Consider the following 19387-nt stretch of genomic DNA (forward strand, 5'->3'; position numbering starts at 1 on the left):
CCCGCGCAGAGCGACCCATTCGACGTCACCTCGGTTCTCCTAGCGGGTCTGCTGCATCCGGGTCTGCTGGCGGAGCTGCTGGAGTTGCATCTCCCAGCGGCTGGCGCGGTCCTGGTTGCGGTTGGCCTGGTCGTCGGCCTGCTGGGCCAGCTGGTTGGCCTGGTCGGCCTGGTCCTGCGCGGTCTGGGCGCGTTGCTGGGACTGGTTGGCCTCGCCCTGAGCCTGCTGGGCCTGCTGCTGGGCGCGGTCGGCGTCGTTCTGTGCCTGCTGCGCCTGGTTCTGCGCCTGGACGGCCTGCTGGCGGGCCTGCTGTGCCTGCTGGTTGGCCTGGTTGGCCTCGTTCTGCGCGATATTCGCCTGCTGCTGGACCTGACGGGCCTGCTGCTGGGCCTGCCGAGCGAGGTTCTGGGCCTGCTGGGCCTGCTGGCGCGCGTTCTGAGCCTCGTGCCGAGCGTCGTCGACCTGTCCGCGGAGTTCCTCGATATCCCGGACGGTAAGCATGTCGCGCTGCTCGCTGGTCTCTTGTGCCATATCGAAATCTCCTGTGTGGCTGAGTATTTGAGAGTCCCTGCGGCGGTGGAGGGGATATAAGAGATGTCTACTCGCGGCGGCACGTGAACGCAATGAGTACGAAACATGACTGTAACAATTGTCGTATAGGTGAAGAGCCCTCGATTTCGTGGCCCGTGGCAGCGCATTTCCGGCACGTCCTATCCGGACACGTGGCAGGGGGACGCACATTCGCGACATCCGGGTGGCGAATGCCGGGAAATCCACCGGTCGCGGACTACGGATTCGGCCCCGGCCCGGCAACCGGAAAATTTCCGGCCGCCCCGCCCGCGGCGGTCTCGGCGGGTTTACAGGGCCGGCGGTGGAAGTCATGCCCGGCGGATGTCGTGTGGTCCGGATGTCGTTCGGCGGATCACCGGTTCGTCCGCGCGGAAGACGAACCGGCCGACGCCGGTCCGGCCGCTCGCGGCGCCGGGATCGCTCGACGGTTCGACCACGGGACCGAAGAAGACGAACAGGCCCCAGAACTCGCCGGAACCGTCGTTCTTGCGGAGCACGTCGTACCCGGTCCCGTGCACCCGCCGCCAGCAGTCGTCGCCGAAGGGGCCGTGGATCACGTCCCCGAGGCGAACTTCGGTCACACCCACTGCCTCGATGCCCATCGTGGTCCCTTCCACACCCAGCAGCGGTCGTCCGTTCCCGCTGAGGAACCACCATCGCGCGCGGCGTCCCGGCAGGTCTAGGGCAGAAATGCCCCTTGACCGGCGCGAAACGCCCCGCCCGCGCCGGACGGCACGGGCGGGGCGCTGAGGCGGAATCAGTCCAGGCAGCCCTTGGTCTTCAGCTCGGCGAGCACGTCGTCGGAGACCGTGATCGACTTGCCCGGCTGCAGGTCGATGCCCGCTCCCAGGTCGATGTTGTTCTGCACTGCGCAGCCCAGTACCTCGGCCGTGACGGAAATGGTCTCGTCGGCCTGGGCCACTCCGCTGCCCAGGACGGCCAGGCCGGCCAGGGCCACGGCGACGGCACCGATCTTGACGAATCGCACGGAAATCCTCCTCGGTTCGAAATCGGATACGGCATCTTCCGGTCGTTTGTCCAGGTCAAATGGGCTTTCGGCCGGCGTCCGCCGCGATTGCGGACCCAAGGGTAGGGGGTGCCTCGGCGGGCGTGTCGGGCAGCCCCGCGAACCGGCCGGGCTCAGCGGAGATCGCGGGCCAGGCGGGCGGCCCCGACCGCCATATAGCTCCCGGTCAGGGCGACCAGCGGCGCGGCGGCGGTGCGCGGCACATCCCCGCGGGCGAGATGGTTCGCGCCGTGCGTGGTGTCGATGATGTCGACCATGAGGGCCAGGCGCTGCCAGCGGCGGCGCTCGCCCTCCGGCGCGGTGAGGTAGCCCAGGCCGAGTGCCAGGGCCCGCGCGCCGAATATACGGGTGAGATAGACGGATTCGGGACCGAGACGCATCCCGAGCGTCCGGCCCAGCCAGCGGGGCGCCACCAGGGAGGCGGCGCCCAGGGCGATGCGACCGGCCGCGAGTCCGCGCAGGGCCGTCGCCAGTGTCCGGTCCGTGCGCGATGCCTGGTTCGGAGTCATGGTTCGAGCGTGCCCGCTCCGAAGGGTCCGGTCGATTACCCGCGAGGTAATGGGCGCGGCGGGACGGAAGAGACTTCAATCAATGATTGAAACAGTGATTGAATCTGTGCTTGACTGGTCGGCATGAGTGAGAAGGTCTCGGTGCTGGGCACCCGCGAGCGGCTGCTGGCCGCCGCGGAGCGCCTGCTGCTCACCGAGCGCTACGACGAGGTCTCGGTGCGCGCGATATGCGCTGCCGCACAAGCCAATCCGGCCGCCGTGCACTACCATTTCGGGTCGAAGGACGCGCTCGTGTCCGCGTTGCTCGAGGATCGGCTGGGCCCGCTGTGGGAGGACCGGCTGTCCGCGCTGGCCGCCCGGCGCGCGAGCGTCCCGGAACTCGTCGAGGCCGTCGTCGCGCCGTTCGTGGAACTGTCCGCCGATCCGGTCGGCCGCCTGCATCTTCAGCTGCTGGCCCGGTTCGTCCTGGGCCGGCACGAGGGGGACTGGCGGCAGCCGTGGTTCCGGATGGACTCCTGGACCGACCTGCTGCCGGGAGTGAGCGCGGCCGACGGCGGCCGCCGGTGGATGCTGGCCTTCGAACTGATCATCACGCGGTTCGGCGCCGCCCGGGAGCGCGGGCCCTCGCCCGCCTCGGTGGCCGCGCTGCGGGAGTTCGTGGTGGCCGGGCTGACCGCGGGAGGCGACCGGTGACCGATATCTTCGAACCCGCCACCCTCGGCCCGATCACGCTGCGCAACAGGGTGATCAAGGCCGCGACGTTCGAGGGCCGCACGCCCGACGCGCTGGTCACCGACGACCTGATCGAGTTCCACCGCGAGATCGCCGCGGGCGGCGTGGGGATGACGACCGTGGCCTACTGCGCGGTCGCGCCGGGCGGCCGCACCGACCGCCACCAGCTCTGGATGCGTCCGGAGGCGGTGGCCGGACTGCGCGCGCTGACCGACCGGGTCCATGCCGAGGGCGCGGCGGCGAGCGCCCAGATCGGGCACGCGGGCCCGGTCGCCAACGCCGCCTCCAATCGCGCGCCCGCGCTCGCGCCGAGCCGGATGTTCAGCCCGCTCGGCATGCGGCCCATGCGCGTTCCGGGCGAGGCCGAGATCGCCGAGGTCGTCGCCGCGCACGCCGAGGCCGCCCGCCTGGCCGAACAGGCCGGATTCGACGCGGTGGAAATCCATTTCGGCCACAACTACCTGGTGAGCTCGTTCCTGAGCCCGCTGCTCAACCGCCGCACCGACCGCTACGGCGGATCGGCCGAGAACCGGGCGCGCCTGGCCCGCGAGGTCGCCGCGGCGGTCCGCGCGGCCGTCGGCGGCCGATTGGCGGTGACCGCGAAACTGAATATGGAGGACGGGGTGCGCGGTGGGCTCACCGTGCCCGAGTCGCTACAGGTCGCGGCCTGGCTCGAGGACGACGGCACGCTGGACGCCCTGGAACTCACCGCCGGCAGTTCGCTGCTGAATCCGATGCTGCTGTTCCACGGCGACGCGCCGCGCCGCGAATTCGCGAAAGTCCTTCCGGGACCGGCACGCTGGGGTTTCCGTATGGTCGGCCGCGCCTTCCTCAAGGAGTACCCGTACCAGGAGGCCTACCTGCTGGAGCGCGCCCGGCAGTTCCGCCGCGAGCTGTCGATGCCGCTGGTCCTGCTGGGCGGCATCACGAATCTCGACACCATGCGGGCGGCGCGGGCCGAGGGCTTCGAATTCGTCGCCATGGGCCGGGCGCTGCTGCGCGAGCCGGATCTGTTGCACCGCATCCGATCCGACGCCGCCGTCCGGTCGGTCTGCGTGCATTGCAACCGGTGCATGCCCACCATCTACACCCGCACCCGGTGCGTATACCGGCCGGAGCGGCCGGACCCGCGGGTGGCGTCCTCGACCGAGAGCACGGGATCGGAGAACCCATGACGGAACGACTGTCCGGACGCGTCGCGCTGATCAGCGGCGCGGCGTCGGGAATGGGCGCCTCGCACGCGCGCGCGTTCGTCGCGGAGGGCGCCGCGGTGGTGCTCGGCGATATCGCCCTCGACGCGGGCAAACAGCTGGCCGCCGAACTCGGCGAGCGGGCGGCCTTCGTCCCGCTGGACGTCACCAGCTCCGCCGATTGGCAGACCGCGGTCCGCACGACGGTCGACCTGTTCGGCAAGCTCGACGTGCTGGTCAACAACGCCGGGGTGCTCGACGGCGGCCGGCTCGGCGCCTACACCGAGGAACAGTGGCAGCGCGTCCTGTCCATCAATCTCACCGGTCCTTTCCTCGGCCTGTCCGCGGCCCGCGACGCGCTCGTCGCCGCCCGTCCGTCGTCGGTCGTGAACATCTCCTCGGCCGCCGGCATCCAGGGCGTCTCGGGCATGCACGCCTACACCGCCTCCAAGTTCGGGCTGCGCGGATTCACCAAATCCGCCGCGCTGGAACTCGCCCCCTTCGGCGTCCGGGTCAACTCCGTCCACCCGGGCGGGATCATCACTCCGATGATCGGCGTCCAGCCCGGTCAGGTCACCATCGACAGGAACGAGAACACCCTCGAACGCCTCGGTACACCCGAGGAGGTCTCGGGCATGGTCGTCTATCTCGCCAGCACCGAGTCGAGCTATTGCACCGGGGCCGAATTCCTCGTCGACGGCGGCATGACCACGGGCTCGATCCACGACTGAGGCGGCTCAGCTCGCGTAATCGAGTGTCGGGAGAACGAATTCGTCGGTCACCCAGCGGGCGACGCCGTCCGGATAGGGCGCGGGCGGGTTGAGGACCAGGTGGGTGAAGCCCGCATCGATGAGCCCCCGCAGGTACTCGCGTGTCCGCTCCGGCTGCTCGTAGGGAACGACCAGCTGCGCCGAGCGCGTGATCTCCCCGGGATCGCGGCCGACCTCGGCGCAGTACTCGTCCAGCGTCCGGCTGCGCTCGCGCAGCACGCCGAGATCGCCGGCCGGCGGGCCGATCACGTTCCAGATGTCGGCGTGCTCCGCGACGATCCGCAACGTAGCCGGTCCGGCGCCGGCGATGAGCAGCGGCGGATACGGCCGCTGTACCGGCCGGGGGTGACAGCGCGCGCCGGTGAGCGTGTAGTACCGCCCGGGGAAGTCGAAGACGTCCCCGGTCCACAGCCGACGGATGAGCGTGCACGCCTCGGCGAATGCCGCGACCGCCTCACCCCACGGCCGGATCGGGATGCCGTAGGCGTGGTATTCGGGAGCGACCGTGATCGGGAACTGTGGATTCGTCCTGGGCAGACCGCCGATGCCGAGGCCGACATCGAGCCGCCCGCCGGAGATCTCGTCGACGGTGGCCGCGATCTTGGCCAGCAGGGCGGGATGCCGGATCCGGTTGTTGGTCGCCAGCAGCCCGAGCCGCAGCCGATCGGTCCGAGCGGCGAGCGCGGACAGCAGCGTCCAGCCCTCGTGGACCGAGCCGGACAACTCCGTATCCGCCGCGCCGCCCCGGCCGACCCGGGGGAGCAGATGGTCGTACAGCCAGGCGTGCTCGAGTTCGGGAATCCGGTCGGCCTCCTGCCAGACCCGCAGGATATCCCGATAACCGACATGGGCAGGCGTCGTCTTGATACCGAAACTCGGTGTGCGCGTGGCCATGATCGCGACCTTACGAGCCGGAGGGCACTCGAAGTCAAGTGGCGGGCCGGTGTGGCGTCAGTCCGGGGTGGCCGCGGCGGGTTCGGGGAGGGCCAGCGTGATGACGGCGAGGACGACCGCGACCGCGGCTATGGCGGCGAGCATGGTGATGCTGCCGGTGAGGGTGTGGGCGCGGAAGAAGACGGTGCTGAGGACCGCGAGGCCGACGGCGTTGCCGACCTGTTCGATGGTCGGCAGGGTGCCGGAGGCCTCGGCCATGCGGACCTCGTCCAGGCCGGCCAGCATGACCGGCTGGAGCGGGACGCCGAAGGCGCCGATGCCGTAGCCCGCGACGAAGACCGGGCCGACCGCGAGCGCCAGGCTCACATCGCCGTCGGTCACCCAGAGGTAGCCCGCGGCGATGGCCACGCAGCCGCCGAACAGGGCGATGCCGACCGCGAGCGTGCGCACCCCCCATCGCTTGATGAACAGGGGAGACGACAGCGCGCCCGCCGCGGCGCCGAGGGCGAACGGGGTCATGGCGATTCCCGTGCGCAGCGGCGACCAGTGCAGCACGTCCTGCAGGATGATCGAGGCGGCGAAGACGAACGCCGTGAACAATCCGAAGAAGATCGTCACCAGTATCGACCCGACGGCGAACCGGCGGTCCGCGAACAGCTCCAGCCGCACCAGCGGCGTCCCGCCGCGATCCCGCCGCCGCAGCTGATGGGCCACGAATACCGCGGCGATCGCGAGCGCCACCGCGACCATGACGAGATACTCCGCGCGCCAGCCGTTCTGCTGTACCTCGGCCATGGCCGACAGCAGCAGGAACAGGCTGACCGTGGACAACACCACGCCGGTCAGGTCGAGGCGTTCGCGCTCAGTCGAGGGGCCCAGGTGCAGGAAGCGGTAGGCGAGCACGAAGGCGAGCAGCCCGAGCGGCAGGTTCATCAGGAAGACGGCGTGCCAGCCCGAGCCGCCGATGTTCAGCGTGATGAGCACGCCGCCGACGATCGGCCCGAGCATGCCCGCGAATCCGGCCGTCGCGCCGTAGAGGGCGAAGACCAGCTGATGCCGTTCGCGCGGGAAGCTGGCGGTCAGGATGGCGATGGTCTGTGCCGCCATCCCGGCCCCGGTGACGCCCTGCGCCACCCGCGCGATCACGAGTTCTGTGGCGCCGGTGGACATTCCGCACCACAGCGAGGCCGCCGTGAATCCGACGACCGAGACCAGGAACATCGTGCGCCGGCCGACCAGCGCGCCGATGCGGGCGGCGGTGAGCAGCGTGCACGCGAACGCGAGCGAGTATCCCGCCACGACCAGTAGCTGCGCGGTCTGGGTGGCGCCCAGATCCCGGGTGATGTCGGGGAGTGCGGTGTTGACGATGGTGACGTCGATCATCTGCATGAAGACCGAGATGAGACATCCCGCGAAGGCGAGCCAGGCGGGCAGTTCGTCCGCGGTCGGCAGCGGCCCGGCAACTCGCCGGACAACACCGACAATGGCATTGTCCGGCATAGGAATCCTCCGATCGTGGACTGACGACAGTGTCACTACCGCTTCGCCCCCTCACTGTGACAGACGTGAGAAACTGTGTCCCCCTGTATGTCCGAATGTTCCGCGACAGCACAGACCGGGTGTCTTCAGTCTGTGAGACACACCAACGGGTTGTGTGGCGGCGCAATGGTCACCGTGCGCAGGTGTGCTGCATGATGAAACGCCGATAGTCCAGCGATATTCTGGCAATGGCTCCGTACCGCGTTCGATGAGAACCGGATCTTTCCGCCGTCCACTCAGCGGGACGGGGATTCGTCCTTCTCGGGCCGGGCGAGGGCCGATTCGAACATGGGCCAGGAATTGTGCAGGTCCTCTTCCCAGTACCCCCAGGAATGGGTCCCGGTGGGGCGGAAATCGAAGGTCGCGGGAACGTTCAACTGCCGCAGGCGTTCCTGGAGCTGATGGGTGCACACATTGGTGATCGCCTCCAGCGGCGCGCCGAAGAACAGCTGGTACATCAGCTGCATCGCGTCGCCGCGCGCGCCCTGTAGATTGTCGCGCGGCCCGGGCAGCCCGGTGCCGGTGGACACGTAGACGGCCGTGCCGCGCAGCCGGTCGGCGTGCAGGTAGGGGTCGTTGGCCGCCCAGGCGGGGTCGCTCGGCGGGCCCCACATGTTGACGGCGTTGCCGCGCTGCCCGGTCACGACCGCCTGCACCATGGCCTGGCCCTGCGGATCGCTCGTGCGCACGCAGCCGCTGTAGGAACCGATGGCCCGATACAGCTGCGGCGCCCCGATGGCCAACTGGAACACCGACGTCCCGGCCATCGAGAGGCCGGCGATGGCGTTGGCGCCGTTACCGCGGAAGGCGTTGTCGATGATCGGCGGCAGCTCCTGGGTGAGGAAGGTGGCCCAGCGCTGGCGGCCCAGGATCGGATCGTCGGTGCGCCAATCGGTGAAGTAGCTGCCCGCGCCGCCGAACGGGATCACGACGTTGACCTGCTTGTCGTGGAAGAACCGCACGAGATCGGTGGTCTCGAGCCAGTTGCCGTCCGATCCGCCGTTCGCGCCGTTGAGCAGGTAGAACGTGGGCGCCGGCCGGTCCGGATCGGCGGCTCGCAGCACGGTCAGGCGGGTCACCGTATCCATCGCCGCCGAGTGCACCCCGACGTCCAGGACACGATCGGAGACCTGCCGGATGTCGTGGATGCGGGTACCGTCGTCGGCGGTCAGCGGCTCGCCGGTCGGGGGCGCCGCGACGGCGACGCCGTCCGCGGCGAATCCGTTGGCGCTCAGCACCGTAATCAGTATGGTGGCCGCGGTGAGCAGGCCCCGAGACAGCCGCTCGGCCATATCGCTCTCCGATCTGGACGCCGTGCCACCCCGCCGCTGCGCGCAGGCGGCGGGGTGATCCCCGAATCTGATCCGAGTCAACCGCATGGTGGCCGGATATCGCCAGGTTCCACCGCAATGTTGTGGCCGTTCCCAGATCGCGCATCGCCCCTGTTCCCCCTGGCCCCAAAGAGCGCTGCCGTATCGCGGGGGGCCATGCGTCGCGCGGAGTAGCCCCAAAGGCCCGGTGGTTCAGAGGCCGAACGCGCGCTCTTCCGGGGGCAGCCGGTCGAAGGTGGCCGAGATCCGGGCGACCAGTTTCCAGGGGCGGTTGGCGTCGGTGGCGGCCTTGCCGCTGGTGAGGATTGCCCCGGACAGGCCGCGTTCGGGATCGGCCCAGCCGTACTGGGTGGTCAGGCCGCTGCGGCCGAAGTGGGAGCGGGTGTGGGCGCCGAATTTCGAGCGGCGCCCGCCCAGTTCGAATCCGGCGCGACTGACCCGCCCGGCCGCGCCGGGGATTCGCGGCGCCGGGCGCACCGCGTCGCGGAGGGTGTCCGGCGAGAGGATGCGCACGCCGTCGAGTTCGCCGCCGCGCGTGAGGATTTCGTAGAATCGCGACAGCTCGGACGCGGTGGTGACGAGATTGCCCGACGGCAGCTCCGCCGTGAGGAAGTCGCGGGTGTCCGCCTCGGAGACCGGTCCGCTCATGCCGCCGCCGAGCGCCTTGTGCGCCAGGAACTTCCACAACCGCGGCGGCGGCGGACCGGTCCGCACGCTGGGCACGACGAGATCGACCTCCTCCGGGCGTACCCCGAAGCTGGTCCAGCGGAAGTCCAGCGGCCGCAGCACCCGCTCGCTCAGATGGTCGCGCATCCGTTTGCCGGTGGCCCGCTGCACCAGAAGCCGCTGAATCAAACCGCTGGTCAGCGCGTGATACACGCGGAACCGCCCCGGCGGCCAGCTCGGCTTCAGGTCGGCCAGCGCCCGCACGGCCAGCTCCTCGTCGACCACGAGCGCCGCGCCGTTGTAGGGCGGCGTGATGAACGGAATCCCCGCCGAATGCGACAGCACGTCCCCGATGGTGATGCGGCCCTTGTTGTTGGCGGCGAATTCCGGAATGTACTCGGCCACAGGATCTTCCGCCCGGAACACCCCCTGCTCGAGCAGCATGGACATCACCGTCGCCGCCACGCCCTTGGCGGTGGAGAACCCGCAGAACGGCATATCGGGCGTCACGAGAACCTTCTCCGCCTCGGGCCCGTCCCCGGGCGCATTCCCCCGGAAGTGCCCGATGGCCCGATTCAGCACGACCTTCCCATTCCGCCGCACACACACCTGAATAGCGGGAGTGGTCCCCATCCGGTACCACTCGACCACGGACCCCCACACAGCCTCGACGTCACCCCGAGACACCCCGGTCCCCTCGAGCCCGTCCTCACCCCCGGCCGTCGTCACGGAGTCCACGTCACCAGGAACGACCACCATAGGATTACTCACCCCCGCCAGCATAGCGACGCCACAACGGCCCCTCGGGCGGCGCACGCGACCTGCTCGCGGTAGATAGGGGCTCTGAGCGGGGCCACGGTTACCTTCGTCGATTCTCGGTGAGTCCGACCACTGATGTCCGGACAGGGCACGCGCCGCGGCCCGCGCCTGGGCGAGCATCCGGGGGCGGGTTCGGGTGATGGTCGAAGTCGTTGGGGGGCAATCGGATCACGGTGAGTGGAAGGGGTGGGGTCGGAATGGGGCGTGGTTAGCGTGGGGATATGAGTGGTGGGTTCGGGCGGCGGCGGGTTTTGAAGACGACCACGGGGGTGAGTGGGTCGCCGGGGGTGTACGGGGCGGCGATCGATCCGGGGCGGTCGACGTTGGCGGACGTGGTCGAGGTGGCTCGGGTGGCGGAGGCGAACAAGATCGATGCCTTGTTCGCGGCGGATCTGCTGAGTTTCGGGGCGCAGGGGGCCATCGGGGCGCAGGAGCCGCTGGTCGTGTTGTCGGCCTTGAGTGCGGTGACCTCGCATGTGGGGCTCATCGGGACCGTGACCACGACCTTCCACCACCCGTACAACCTGGCCCGGTTGTTCGGGACGCTGGATCACGTCAGCAACGGTCGGGCGGCCTGGAACGCGGTGACGTCGTCGGTGGGGGAGGAGAACTACGGGGACGCCGACCTGCCGAGTCCGGACGAGCGGTACGCGCGGGCCGCGGAATCGCTCGCGGTGGTGAACGCGCTGTTCGACAGCTGGCGGCCGGGCGCGCTGACCTCCGACGGGCGCGGCGGCGCGGTGCTGGACGCCGAGTCGGTGCGGCCGATAGAGCATGCGGGGCGGTACTTCACGGTCCGCGGGCCGCTCAATATCCCGTCGTTGCCGCAGCGGCGACCGGTGCAGTTCCAGGCCGGGCAGTCCGAGGGCGGTATCGAACTCGGCGCGCGTTTCGCGGAGGTCGTCTTCACCTCGCTGCCCACCCTCGAGGACGCGGTGACCTACGCGAAGCGGATCCGCACGCGGGCGGCCGAGTTGGGCCGCGCCGACGGGCTTCCGCTGATCATGAGTTCGCTGCACGCCACCTACGGGGCGACCGAGGCCGAGGTGCGCCGGGCGGTCCGCGACCAGGAAGAGGCCATCGACCTCGAGGCGGGACGGTCGCGGCTCGCGGATATGTTCGGCGGCGGCATCGACCTGTCGGACCTGCCCCTGGACAAGCCGATCCCCGAGCGCCTGCTCCCCGAGATCGGCTCGATCAACCGCCGCCGCGGCCGGGTGGAGATCTTCAGCCGCTTCGCCCGTCAGGGAAAGACGTTGCGCGAGCTGATCATTGCCGCGAAAGACACCGGGCACTGGGCCGTGGCCGGAACACCCGAGCAGATCGCCGACGCCGTCGAGGAGCGGTACGCCGCAGGCGTTCTCGATGTCCTGGGCCTCGGCGGACTCGACCACCCGCGCTCCCGCGACTTCGTCCTCAACGGGCTGCTCCCGGAACTCCGGCGCCGCGGCATCGCCGGCACCGACTACGCCGGCGGCACCTTCCGCGAGAACCTGGAACTGCCGCCGCTGCCTCCCTACGGCGACTAGGGCACCACCACGAGTTTCCCCGTGGCCTCGTTGTCTTCCATATAGCGATGGGCCGCGGCGACATCGTCCAGGGCGAAGGTCCGGTCGATGGCGGGACGGTATGCGCCGGACTCGATCTCGCGCACGATCCGCTGCAAGACGGGCGCTCCCGCCGCGCCTGCGAGAGTGTCGCTGTGGAACGCCGTGAGCCCGACCCCGGACGGAATCATGGCGATCGGCTCGAATTCCGGAATCGCCCAGCCACTGAGCGATCCCGAGACGCACACCGTTCCGCCGGGACGGACCAGACGCAGCGAATCCAGGACCGTGCGCGCCCCGACGAGATCGAGCACATGATCCGGCCCCTCGGGCCACACCGCCCGCACGCTCGCCGCCAGCGACTCACCGTCGTCGACGAGCGGGTGACCGACGCCGGCCGCCGCCAGCGCCCCGAGCCGGTCCGCCCGCCGCGTCGTCGCCGCGATCTCGATCCCGGCACCGGACGCGATCGACGCGGCGGCCAGGCCGACCGACGACGTCCCGCCGCGAATCAGCAACCGGGACTTGACATCCGGCGTCACACCCAGCGCGTCCAGTGACCCTTGCGCGGTCACATAGGTCTCGGGCAGCGCGGCCAGGATCTCCCAGGGCAGGGTGGTGGTGATCGGCATCAGCAGCGCGTTCGGCAGCAGCGCGTACTCCGCGTAGCCGCCGTCGAAGGCCCGGCCCATCTCGCCCATGACCGCCGCGACGGTCGTCCCCTCGGGCACCCGCGGGTCGGTCGAGACCGCCACGGTCCCCACGCATTCGATCCCGAGCACGCGGGGAAACGTCACACTCGGCGAATGACCCTGGCGGGTCCGCAGTTCCGACCGGTTCAACCCCGCGGCCCGCACCCGCACCAGGCTCCAGCCCTCCCGGACCGCCGGGACCGGCAGCTCCCGGATCTCCAGCACCTCCGGTCCGCCCGCGGCGGTGCACACGGCCGCCCGCATCGTCGTAGTCGTCTCGTTCCGCCGGTGCCAGTCGCTCATGCGTCCACTCTCGCGAGAAGCGCACCGGCGAGCTACCGATAGAATGCCACCTTATGCCTGATAGCCGCCAACCTCCCGCCGCGTCTCGGCTGTGGCCGTCGGGAGGGGTGCATCTGTGGCCGTCCGGAGGCACGAGCGCGGCGGACTCGCACGACCGCGGGCATCTGGTGTACGCGGCGCGCGGGGTGCTGACCGTTCACACCGCGGGCGGCACCTCGATCGTGCCCGCCGACCGGATCGCTTGGACCCCAGCCGGTTTCACGCACTATCACCGTGCCCACGGGAATACCGACATGCGGATCGTCTTCCTCCCGGCGGCCCTGGCCCGGCGCGTCCCGGACCGTCCGGCGGTCTTCGCGGCGACCGGCCTCGCCCGCGAGGTCCTGCTCGCACTCACCGGCCCGCGCGAGTACGACCGCGCCGCGACCGCCCGCCTGCACCGGGTCCTCGTCGACGAACTCCACGAGGCCCGCGAACAGCCGCTCCACCTGCCGGAACCGCGCGACGACCGGCTGCGCGCCCTCGCGCGGCTGCTCTACGAGAACCCCGCCGACAACACCGCGCTGGCCGACCTCGGCCGGACGGTCGGCGCCGGCGCACGCACCCTCAGCCGCCTCTTCCACGACGAGCTCGGCATGACCTTCTACGAATGGCGCACGCAGCTGCGCGTCTACCACGCGCTGGTACTGCTGGCCGACGGCCACGACACCACCTACGTCGCCCACGCCTGCGGATGGGCGAATCCGAGCGGGTTCATCGCGGCCTTCACCGCCCTCGTCGGCACCACCCCCGGCCGCTATCGCACCGGTCGCTGACCGTCACCAGGGTCCGGCGACTCCCTCCACGAACAGCAGGCGCAGGTCGATCGCGCCCGCCCGGACGGCGATGGCCTCCTGGTATTCGGGGGAGTGATACCACTCCCGGATGCGGTCGACGGACGGGAACTCGATGGCCGTCACCACCCGGCCGGCGGGCCATTCGCCCTCGGCGACCTCCGGGGTGGCCCCCTGGATCAGATAGCGGCCGCCGTAGGAGGCGATGGATGCCTCCGCGAGATGGCGGTATTCGGTGGCGCGGACGGCGTCCAGATTGGTGGCTTCGACGAGAACGTAAGCGGGCAAGGGGAACTCCGGTCAGGAACGGGTGCGGACGGTGGTCTCGGGAATAGATTCCAACAGCCGGCCCCATTCCGGATAGGTCCGGACCTTCTGGAGGTGGAGGCCGTGAATCTTCGCCCCGAGTTCCGGATCCGGATCGTCGGACAGCCGGGCCGGGGCCAGCCGCTCGAGGTGGGGGAGGATCTCGTCGTCGCCCGCGAGATGCACCGGGTCGTACAGATAGCGTTCCAGCGCGGCGAGATCCGCGACCCCGACGCAGTAGGCGTGCGTGAAACCCTCGGCCGGATCGCCGAGATCCTGGCCGACGGTGGCGAACGAGACCGACTCCACGGCCGCCGTCCGGCGCATCGCCGCCAGCGCCGCGGCGCGGGTCTCGGCATCGGCCGAGTCCTTGAAGCGGAATCGTAGGATGTTGACTATCAAGGCAATACCTCCTCGAACTGAACCAGTGAGTTCAGATTAGTGGTCCATACAGTTTTGTCAATCCGTACATCCGAATGAACCAGCGGGTACAGATCGGGGCCGGGGCGGATAAGCTGCGGGAATGGCAGCGGGACAGACGGCGGCGCGGGGCCGCATCGACAAGCGGCAGGCGATCCTCGACGCGGCCTTCGCGGTCTTCGCCCGCAAGGGCTTCGAGCAGGCGTGCGTACAGGACATCGCCACCGAGGCGGGCGTCGCCAAACCCACCGTCTACAACCACCTCAGCGATAAGCACAGCCTGCTGCGCGAGTCGATCGCCGTGGTCGCCGACGCCGTCGGGGCCGATTGCGTCGCCGTCCTCGACCGCCTGCGCGCCCCGGGCGCCGACCTGCCCGCGGCGCTGGAGGACGTGGCCTACCGGCTGCTGCGCATCTGCAACGACGACCGCTCGCGCGCCCTGCGCCGGCTCGCCTACGGCCAGTCGCCGACCCATCCGGAACTGGTCGAACTGGCCCGCGACCGCACCGGCGTGCGCACCCTGGACGCGCTGACCGACCGCCTGGCCAGGCTCGCCCTCGCCGGACGCCTGCGCACCGACGACCCCGCGACCGCCGCCGAACAGTTCCTCGCCCTGCTCACGGCCCCGCTGGAGAACCGCTCGCGCATGGGCACCCGCACCGTCCGGACCGCCGAACTCCGCGCGATCGCGACGGCGGCGGTCGCCACATTCACCGCCGCCTACGCGCGCTCACCACGCCCCTAGGCGTCCTTGAAGTACACGAGCTGGTGGCTGGTGACCAGGAGTTCGCCGTCCGCGGTCCACAGCTGCGCCGACTGATCGAAGTAGCCGTTGCCGAAATGCTGGGCGCGCGCGGTGGCCAGGATCGGGTCGTCGCCCTGGGCCGCGAGCAGGTCGGCCGTGGCGTGGAAGTACACCGTCATCGAGACGGTCCCGGCCGGGACGATGCGGCCCAGCCGGTGCATGACGCGCGGAAAGAACACATCGCTCAGCGCCGTGAGCGCGGGATAGTCGAGCGGGCGCGGCGGCTCGTCGCGCACCCAGAGCGTCGAGGTGGACGACGACGGGCGGCCCGCCTCGATCTCGGCGACGGCGCCCTCGACGAAGCGCATCTCGTAATTGCCCACCCAGGCGATGAACTCCGGCACCTCCGACACCGGCACCGACGCGGCCGGCGGTGCGGCGGGCGGGGTCAGCTCGGTGGCCGCCCACGTCGGCCGCCGGTTCGCGAAAACCGCTGTCGCCGTGGTGGTTACGGCGTCGTCCTGGCTCATGGTCAGCAACCAGTGCTGGGTGCTGCGATTGGTGCGCACCGGCCGCGCGTCGATCTCGAACGGACCGTCGGCGACCGGTCCCGCGAAGTTGACCGTCAGCGACACCGGCTCGGCCAGGCGCCGGGGGTCGTCCAGGATCGCGCGCATCAGCGTCGCGGCGGTGATCCCGCCGAACGGCCCGACCATATTCGCGTACGGCGCCGCGGTCCGGCCGGCGAACCGCCCGTCGCCCACCGCGGCCAGCTCGGTGGCGAGATCGAACGGATGCGGCAGCGTTCGCGTCACGGTAACTCCTGATCGTCGGTGTGGTCCCGTCGAAGACTATCGATGCCGCCGCGACCGCCCTACGCGACCACCGCCAGCAGCGTCGTCGCGGCGAGCCCGAGTTCCCGATCGCCCCGGAGATCGGCGCGCCCGCGCGCCTGCTCGACGGTGACCGCCCGGCAGCCCAGCCGCCACACCGTGTCCTGATCCATCCGCACCGAGGCGGCCGGATCGCCGCAGGCCGCGGTGGTGAGATCCCACCCGCCGCCGTCGCTGACGACCGCCCAGCGTCCCCCGGCGGGACCGGTGACCTCGACGCTCACGACCGTCCCGGCCGGGCGGACCACGTCCCGCAGGGCGACGGGCAGTGCGTGCAGGAACGTGACGACCACCGGCCGCACCAGCGCCGCGTCGTCCGCGCCCGGTCGGCCGACAGCGTCGCGGATCTGCTGCTGATGCACCCAGAACTCGGTGTAGTCGCGGGCGATGTCGAGCCACGCCGGGCAGGTTCCGGCGCCCGCCCAGGACACGTTCAGATCCGCGGGACCCTCCGGATCCATTGCGGCCCACACGGAATCGAGTTGCGGGCCGAGGTGTGCCAGCAGGTCGACCATGACCCGCGGGCTGCACTGCCGCATGGCCCGGACGAATTCGTCGTTGGTGCGGTCCAGGTAGACGGGCAGCGTCTCGTCGTCGGCGAAGGTGGCCCCAGCGTGCCCGTCGCGGCTGCCGGAGAGGCGGCGCAGGTGGTCGTTGACGATATGCGCGGTCACATCCCGCACGGCCCACCCCGGGCAGACGGTCGGCAGTTCCCAGTCCGCCGGTGCGAGCGTTCCGAGCAGGTCGATCAGCTCGCGCCGTTCGGAGCGGAAGAGGGGCCGGGTGTCGAGGGGGATCATGGCCGCCAGTCAACCGGGGGCGCCGGTGGGAACGCGAACGGTTTTCCGGCGCGTCGCGGATCAGCGGGTCAGGGCGGGTTCGAACAGCTCCCAGGAGCGGTGGAGGTCGTCCTGCCAGTAGCCCCACGAGTGGGTGCCGACCGGGCGGATGTCGAAGGTGGCGGGGATGTCCAGCTGGTCGAGGCGGTCGCGCAGGGATTCCGCGCAGCGCTGGGTGATGGCCTCCAGGATGCCGCCGCTGACCAGCTGGCCGATGAGTTTGCCGCCGTTGCCGTGGATTCCGGGGCCGTCCAGGGTGTCGTAGGGGCCGGGGAAGCCGGAGCCGTTGGAGACGTACACCGCGGTGCCGCGCAACCGGTCGGCGTGCAGGAAGGGATCGTTGGCGGCCCAGGTCGGATCGTTCGGCGGGCCCCACAGGTTGGCGGGGTTGCCGCGCCAGCGCAGCACGACCGCGTCCACGAACGCCTGGCCTTGCAGGTCGCTGGTCTGCACGCAGCCGCTGTAGGAGCCGATCGCGCGATACAACCCCGGCGCGGCGAGCGCCAGCTGGAAGACCGACGTACCGGCCATGGAGATGCCCGCGACGGCATTGGCGCCGCTGCCGCGGAACGCGGAGTCGACGATCGGCGGCAGCTCCCGGGTGAGGAAGGTGGTCCAGCGCTGGCGGCCGAGCACCGGATCGTCGGCGCGCCAGTCGGCGAAGTAGCTGCCGTTGCCGCCCATCGGGACGACGAGGGTGACCTGCTTGTCCCGGAAGAATTCGGTGATATCGGTCTGTTCGGTCCAGCTGCTGGAATCCGCGCCGCCGCTCGCCCCGTTGAGCAGGTAGAGCACGGGCGCGGGCCGCGAATCATCCGGCGCGGGGCGGACTTTCACGGTCAGGTCGGCGCCCATCGCCGCCGAGTGCACCTGTAGCGCGAGCATGCCGTCGGCGCTGTCGGTCGCGGCGACCAGGTGGGATCCGTCCTCGGCGGCCGCCGTCATACCGGGCAGCAGGGCGGGGTCGCCGGCGCCCGATTCGGCGGCGGCGGGCGACAGCGGCGTCAGGCCGGCGGCGAGCAGCGGTACGAGCAGCAGCCGCTTCATGGCGCGGGCGCGCCGGGCCGATCTTTCGCCGCGACTGCTCACGACACCTCCATCAATTCCCGTTCCACCGGTTCGATGCGCTCACCGTAGGTCCGGATATTCCGCTGCGACAAGCGGTTACGTGCGGAATTGGGACGACCGGTCGGGGCCGTCGCCCGATCCTGGGGAAGGTCACAAGATTCCGGCGCGGTGGTAGTCGTATGCGCCAGGGTGTCGTTAACTCGTATTCGTGTTACCGGCAAGTTACCCGGCCGGTCACCGAGTTATCCTGTGCTGCACGAATTGAGGGCATCAGTGGTCAATTTCGGCTTGTTCGACGATTGGTATCCGGAGCCGGGAAGGCTCACCAGCTGGACGGCATCGCCGAGGTCACGGGCCGCGGTACGGGAGGCTCCGGTGCACGAGGCCGGCCCCTCCTATCAGCAGGAATCGTATCTGCGGGCCACGCACCGGAATTCGGGCGCGGGGTTCCGGGTATCGCGTTTGTGCATGATCGCATTCGATATCCCGGGCGCGCCGGATTATGACGCGATGACCCGGACGGTGAATGCCTTTCTGCGCCGCCACGACACATTCTCGAGCTGGTTCTCGATCGATTCCGACGGGCGGCTGGACCGGCATGTGGCGGATCCTTCGGATATCGATGTCGTCGCCACCGATCACGGCGAATTCACCGACAGCGAAGCCATTCGCGCGCACGTGCAGGAGGAGACCCCGGAGGCGTTCGACTGGGACTGTTTCAGCTTCGGCGTCATCGCGCGCGACGACTCCTTCACCGTCTACGCGGCCGTGGACCACCTGCACACCGACGGTGTGGGACAGGCGCTGTCGTGCGTGGATCTGCTGACGCTGTACGGCCGCGAACTGTCCGGCGGCCAGGTGCCGATCGCGGAGGTCGAGGGGCATATCGCCCACTGCGCGCGGGAACGCGAGCGCAATGCGCGGCTGACGCCGGATTCTCCCGAGGTGCGCCGCTGGGTGGAACTGCTGCAGCTCAACGACGGTGACGTCCCGGCCTTCCCGCTCGATCTCGGTGGCGGCGCGGGCTATACGCGTGGCGCGCAGCTGACCCTCCCGCTGATGAGCGAGGCCGACGCGCTGCGGTTCGAGCAGGTGTGCGTGGACAACGGCGGGCGGTTCCTCGGCGGCCTGTTCGCGGCGATCGCGATCGCGGAACTGGAATTGGCCGGCCGGGACTGGTATTTCGGCTTCACCCCCGCGAATACGCGCGCCACGCCGGGCGAGGCGGGCTCGATCGGCTGGTATACCAACCTGATTCCGGTGACGGTGGCGATCCGGGCGGACGACACCTTCGCCACGCTGGTCGCCTCGGCCCAGGAGGCCGCCGAGAGCGCCAAGGATCTGCTCGACGTCTCGCTGCACCGGGTCCTGGAGCTGACCACCCCCGATATGGGCATTCGCACCCGTCCGGGCTGGACGGCGCCGATGCTGTCGTACGTCGATGTTCGCAAGATCACCGGTGCGGAGATGTTCGACAAGATCAACGGCGGGCTGTACGGCAGCAGCGCCTCCGCGGGCGAGGTCTTCACCTGGGTCAACCGGCTGCCCGAGCAGACCAAGCTGAGCCTGCTGTTCCCGGACACCCCGCAGGCCCGCGAGTCGATCGACCGGTACGTGAAGGCGCTGACGGCGATCATCACCACGGTGGCCGCCCAGGGGGACTACGGCATCCGGGCCGTCACGGCGTCATGAAC

At 70.1% G+C, this 19387-nt stretch carries 21 protein-coding genes; 7 read left to right on the forward strand and 14 right to left on the reverse strand.

Annotation, left to right across the window (positions count from 1 at the left end; all coding sequences use genetic code 11):
* Positions 1 to 39: 39 nt before the first annotated feature.
* The 4 genes from ON41_RS39480 to ON41_RS32425 form a co-directional block, all read right to left on the reverse strand.
* The gene (locus tag ON41_RS39480; protein ID WP_051162996.1) at positions 40 to 531 is read right to left on the reverse strand and encodes an alanine-zipper protein; all 492 of its coding nucleotides are present in this window, start codon (positions 529 to 531) and stop codon (positions 40 to 42) included.
* 347 nt (positions 532 to 878) lie between these two features.
* Positions 879 to 1151 (reverse strand): hypothetical protein, encoded by a 273-nt coding sequence (locus tag ON41_RS32415; RefSeq protein WP_157185708.1) that lies wholly within the window; start codon positions 1149 to 1151, stop codon positions 879 to 881.
* Positions 1152 to 1327: 176 nt separating this feature from the next.
* On the reverse strand, positions 1328 to 1558 hold the full coding sequence (locus ON41_RS32420; RefSeq protein WP_040752015.1) for a hypothetical protein: 231 nt from the start codon (positions 1556 to 1558) through the stop codon (positions 1328 to 1330).
* Between the two features lie 152 nt (positions 1559 to 1710).
* The gene (locus ON41_RS32425) at positions 1711 to 2106 is read right to left on the reverse strand and encodes a hypothetical protein (RefSeq protein WP_040752017.1); all 396 of its coding nucleotides are present in this window, start codon (positions 2104 to 2106) and stop codon (positions 1711 to 1713) included.
* A gap of 123 nt (positions 2107 to 2229) precedes the next feature.
* On the opposite strand from ON41_RS32425, the gene ON41_RS32430 reads away from it, so the two are divergent.
* Genes ON41_RS32430 through ON41_RS32440 form a run of 3 tightly spaced genes read left to right on the forward strand, consistent with a single transcriptional unit; the run spans position 2230 to position 4759 of the window.
* Positions 2230 to 2799 (forward strand): TetR family transcriptional regulator, encoded by a 570-nt coding sequence (locus tag ON41_RS32430; protein ID WP_040752019.1) that lies wholly within the window; start codon positions 2230 to 2232, stop codon positions 2797 to 2799.
* Entirely contained in the window at positions 2796 to 4013 is a 1218-nt protein-coding gene (locus ON41_RS32435; RefSeq protein ID WP_040752021.1) for an NADH:flavin oxidoreductase, read from the forward strand. Before ON41_RS32430 ends, ON41_RS32435 begins: the two co-directional genes overlap by 4 nt.
* The gene (locus ON41_RS32440; protein WP_040752023.1) at positions 4010 to 4759 is read left to right on the forward strand and encodes an SDR family oxidoreductase; all 750 of its coding nucleotides are present in this window, start codon (positions 4010 to 4012) and stop codon (positions 4757 to 4759) included. The genes ON41_RS32435 and ON41_RS32440 overlap by 4 nt, the downstream gene beginning before the upstream one ends.
* 6 nt (positions 4760 to 4765) lie before the next feature.
* Here the strand turns inward: ON41_RS32440 and ON41_RS32445 are convergent, their stop codons facing one another.
* From ON41_RS32445 to ON41_RS32460, 4 genes are all read right to left on the reverse strand, one after another.
* Positions 4766 to 5692 (reverse strand): LLM class flavin-dependent oxidoreductase, encoded by a 927-nt coding sequence (locus ON41_RS32445; protein WP_040752025.1) that lies wholly within the window; start codon positions 5690 to 5692, stop codon positions 4766 to 4768.
* 57 nt (positions 5693 to 5749) lie between these two features.
* On the reverse strand, positions 5750 to 7192 hold the full coding sequence (locus ON41_RS32450; protein ID WP_083905802.1) for an MFS transporter: 1443 nt from the start codon (positions 7190 to 7192) through the stop codon (positions 5750 to 5752).
* Between the two features lie 275 nt (positions 7193 to 7467).
* Positions 7468 to 8523, reverse strand: a complete 1056-nt coding sequence (locus ON41_RS32455; RefSeq protein ID WP_051162999.1) for an alpha/beta hydrolase — start codon at positions 8521 to 8523, stop codon at positions 7468 to 7470.
* Between the two features lie 231 nt (positions 8524 to 8754).
* The gene (locus ON41_RS32460) at positions 8755 to 9999 is read right to left on the reverse strand and encodes a serine hydrolase domain-containing protein (protein ID WP_246829643.1); all 1245 of its coding nucleotides are present in this window, start codon (positions 9997 to 9999) and stop codon (positions 8755 to 8757) included.
* 269 nt (positions 10000 to 10268) lie between these two features.
* Between ON41_RS32460 and ON41_RS32465 the strand changes: the two genes are divergently transcribed.
* The gene (locus ON41_RS32465; protein WP_040752029.1) at positions 10269 to 11576 is read left to right on the forward strand and encodes an NtaA/DmoA family FMN-dependent monooxygenase; all 1308 of its coding nucleotides are present in this window, start codon (positions 10269 to 10271) and stop codon (positions 11574 to 11576) included.
* Here ON41_RS32465 and ON41_RS32470 read toward each other — a convergent pair.
* The gene (locus tag ON41_RS32470; RefSeq protein ID WP_083905803.1) at positions 11573 to 12589 is read right to left on the reverse strand and encodes a zinc-binding dehydrogenase; all 1017 of its coding nucleotides are present in this window, start codon (positions 12587 to 12589) and stop codon (positions 11573 to 11575) included. The two genes, ON41_RS32465 and ON41_RS32470, sit on opposite strands and share 4 nt — an antisense overlap.
* A 53-nt stretch (positions 12590 to 12642) precedes the next feature.
* Here ON41_RS32470 and ON41_RS32475 point away from each other — a divergent pair, with 53 nt between their 5' ends.
* Positions 12643 to 13404 carry a helix-turn-helix domain-containing protein gene (locus tag ON41_RS32475; protein ID WP_174411382.1) on the forward strand — a complete coding sequence of 254 codons (762 nt, stop codon included), beginning with the start codon at positions 12643 to 12645 and terminating at the stop codon, positions 13402 to 13404.
* A gap of 3 nt (positions 13405 to 13407) precedes the next feature.
* Here the strand turns inward: ON41_RS32475 and ON41_RS32480 are convergent, their stop codons facing one another.
* Positions 13408 to 13710, reverse strand: a complete 303-nt coding sequence (locus ON41_RS32480; RefSeq protein ID WP_040752031.1) for a DUF1330 domain-containing protein — start codon at positions 13708 to 13710, stop codon at positions 13408 to 13410.
* Between the two features lie 12 nt (positions 13711 to 13722).
* A complete protein-coding gene (locus ON41_RS32485) occupies positions 13723 to 14130 on the reverse strand; it encodes a Dabb family protein (protein ID WP_040752033.1) in 408 nt (135 codons plus the stop codon).
* Positions 14131 to 14251: 121 nt separating this feature from the next.
* Between ON41_RS32485 and ON41_RS32490 the strand changes: the two genes are divergently transcribed.
* Positions 14252 to 14893, forward strand: a complete 642-nt coding sequence (locus tag ON41_RS32490; protein WP_040752034.1) for a TetR/AcrR family transcriptional regulator — start codon at positions 14252 to 14254, stop codon at positions 14891 to 14893.
* On the opposite strand, the gene ON41_RS32495 is transcribed toward ON41_RS32490, so the two are convergent.
* Genes ON41_RS32495 through ON41_RS32505 form a run of 3 tightly spaced genes read right to left on the reverse strand, consistent with a single transcriptional unit; the run spans position 14890 to position 17672 of the window.
* Complete coding sequence (locus ON41_RS32495) at positions 14890 to 15708, reverse strand: acyl-CoA thioesterase (RefSeq protein WP_040752035.1); 819 nt, start codon at positions 15706 to 15708, stop codon at positions 14890 to 14892. The genes ON41_RS32490 and ON41_RS32495 overlap by 4 nt on opposite strands.
* 59 nt (positions 15709 to 15767) lie before the next feature.
* On the reverse strand, positions 15768 to 16586 hold the full coding sequence (locus ON41_RS32500; RefSeq protein ID WP_040752036.1) for a maleylpyruvate isomerase family mycothiol-dependent enzyme: 819 nt from the start codon (positions 16584 to 16586) through the stop codon (positions 15768 to 15770).
* A gap of 60 nt (positions 16587 to 16646) precedes the next feature.
* Positions 16647 to 17672 (reverse strand): alpha/beta hydrolase, encoded by a 1026-nt coding sequence (locus ON41_RS32505; protein WP_040752037.1) that lies wholly within the window; start codon positions 17670 to 17672, stop codon positions 16647 to 16649.
* 489 nt (positions 17673 to 18161) lie between these two features.
* Here ON41_RS32505 and ON41_RS32510 point away from each other — a divergent pair, with 489 nt between their 5' ends.
* The gene (locus ON41_RS32510; protein WP_246461683.1) at positions 18162 to 19385 is read left to right on the forward strand and encodes a condensation domain-containing protein; all 1224 of its coding nucleotides are present in this window, start codon (positions 18162 to 18164) and stop codon (positions 19383 to 19385) included.
* Positions 19386 to 19387 lie beyond the last annotated feature (2 nt).

The sequence above is a fragment of the Nocardia transvalensis NBRC 15921 genome (assembly GCF_000308875.1).
GTDB lineage: Bacteria > Actinomycetota > Actinomycetes > Mycobacteriales > Mycobacteriaceae > Nocardia > Nocardia transvalensis.

What these genes read in the sequence shown, in the direction of transcription:
- ON41_RS39480 (WP_051162996.1), bottom strand. Translation starts at nt 531, where the DNA reads ATGGCACAAGAGACCAGCGAGCAGCGCGACATGCTTACCGTCCGGGAT.
- ON41_RS32475 (WP_174411382.1), top strand. Translation starts at nt 12,643, where the DNA reads ATGCCTGATAGCCGCCAACCTCCCGCCGCGTCTCGGCTGTGGCCGTCG.
- ON41_RS32470 (WP_083905803.1), bottom strand. Translation starts at nt 12,589, where the DNA reads ATGAGCGACTGGCACCGGCGGAACGAGACGACTACGACGATGCGGGCG.
- ON41_RS32450 (WP_083905802.1), bottom strand. Translation starts at nt 7,192, where the DNA reads ATGCCGGACAATGCCATTGTCGGTGTTGTCCGGCGAGTTGCCGGGCCG.
- ON41_RS32510 (WP_246461683.1), top strand. Translation starts at nt 18,162, where the DNA reads ATGATCGCATTCGATATCCCGGGCGCGCCGGATTATGACGCGATGACC.
- ON41_RS32430 (WP_040752019.1), top strand. Translation starts at nt 2,230, where the DNA reads ATGAGTGAGAAGGTCTCGGTGCTGGGCACCCGCGAGCGGCTGCTGGCC.
- ON41_RS32490 (WP_040752034.1), top strand. Translation starts at nt 14,252, where the DNA reads ATGGCAGCGGGACAGACGGCGGCGCGGGGCCGCATCGACAAGCGGCAG.
- ON41_RS32465 (WP_040752029.1), top strand. Translation starts at nt 10,269, where the DNA reads ATGAGTGGTGGGTTCGGGCGGCGGCGGGTTTTGAAGACGACCACGGGG.
- ON41_RS32445 (WP_040752025.1), bottom strand. Translation starts at nt 5,692, where the DNA reads ATGGCCACGCGCACACCGAGTTTCGGTATCAAGACGACGCCTGCCCAT.
- ON41_RS32500 (WP_040752036.1), bottom strand. Translation starts at nt 16,586, where the DNA reads ATGATCCCCCTCGACACCCGGCCCCTCTTCCGCTCCGAACGGCGCGAG.
- ON41_RS32425 (WP_040752017.1), bottom strand. Translation starts at nt 2,106, where the DNA reads ATGACTCCGAACCAGGCATCGCGCACGGACCGGACACTGGCGACGGCC.
- ON41_RS32505 (WP_040752037.1), bottom strand. Translation starts at nt 17,672, where the DNA reads ATGAAGCGGCTGCTGCTCGTACCGCTGCTCGCCGCCGGCCTGACGCCG.
- ON41_RS32455 (WP_051162999.1), bottom strand. Translation starts at nt 8,523, where the DNA reads ATGGCCGAGCGGCTGTCTCGGGGCCTGCTCACCGCGGCCACCATACTG.
- ON41_RS32440 (WP_040752023.1), top strand. Translation starts at nt 4,010, where the DNA reads ATGACGGAACGACTGTCCGGACGCGTCGCGCTGATCAGCGGCGCGGCG.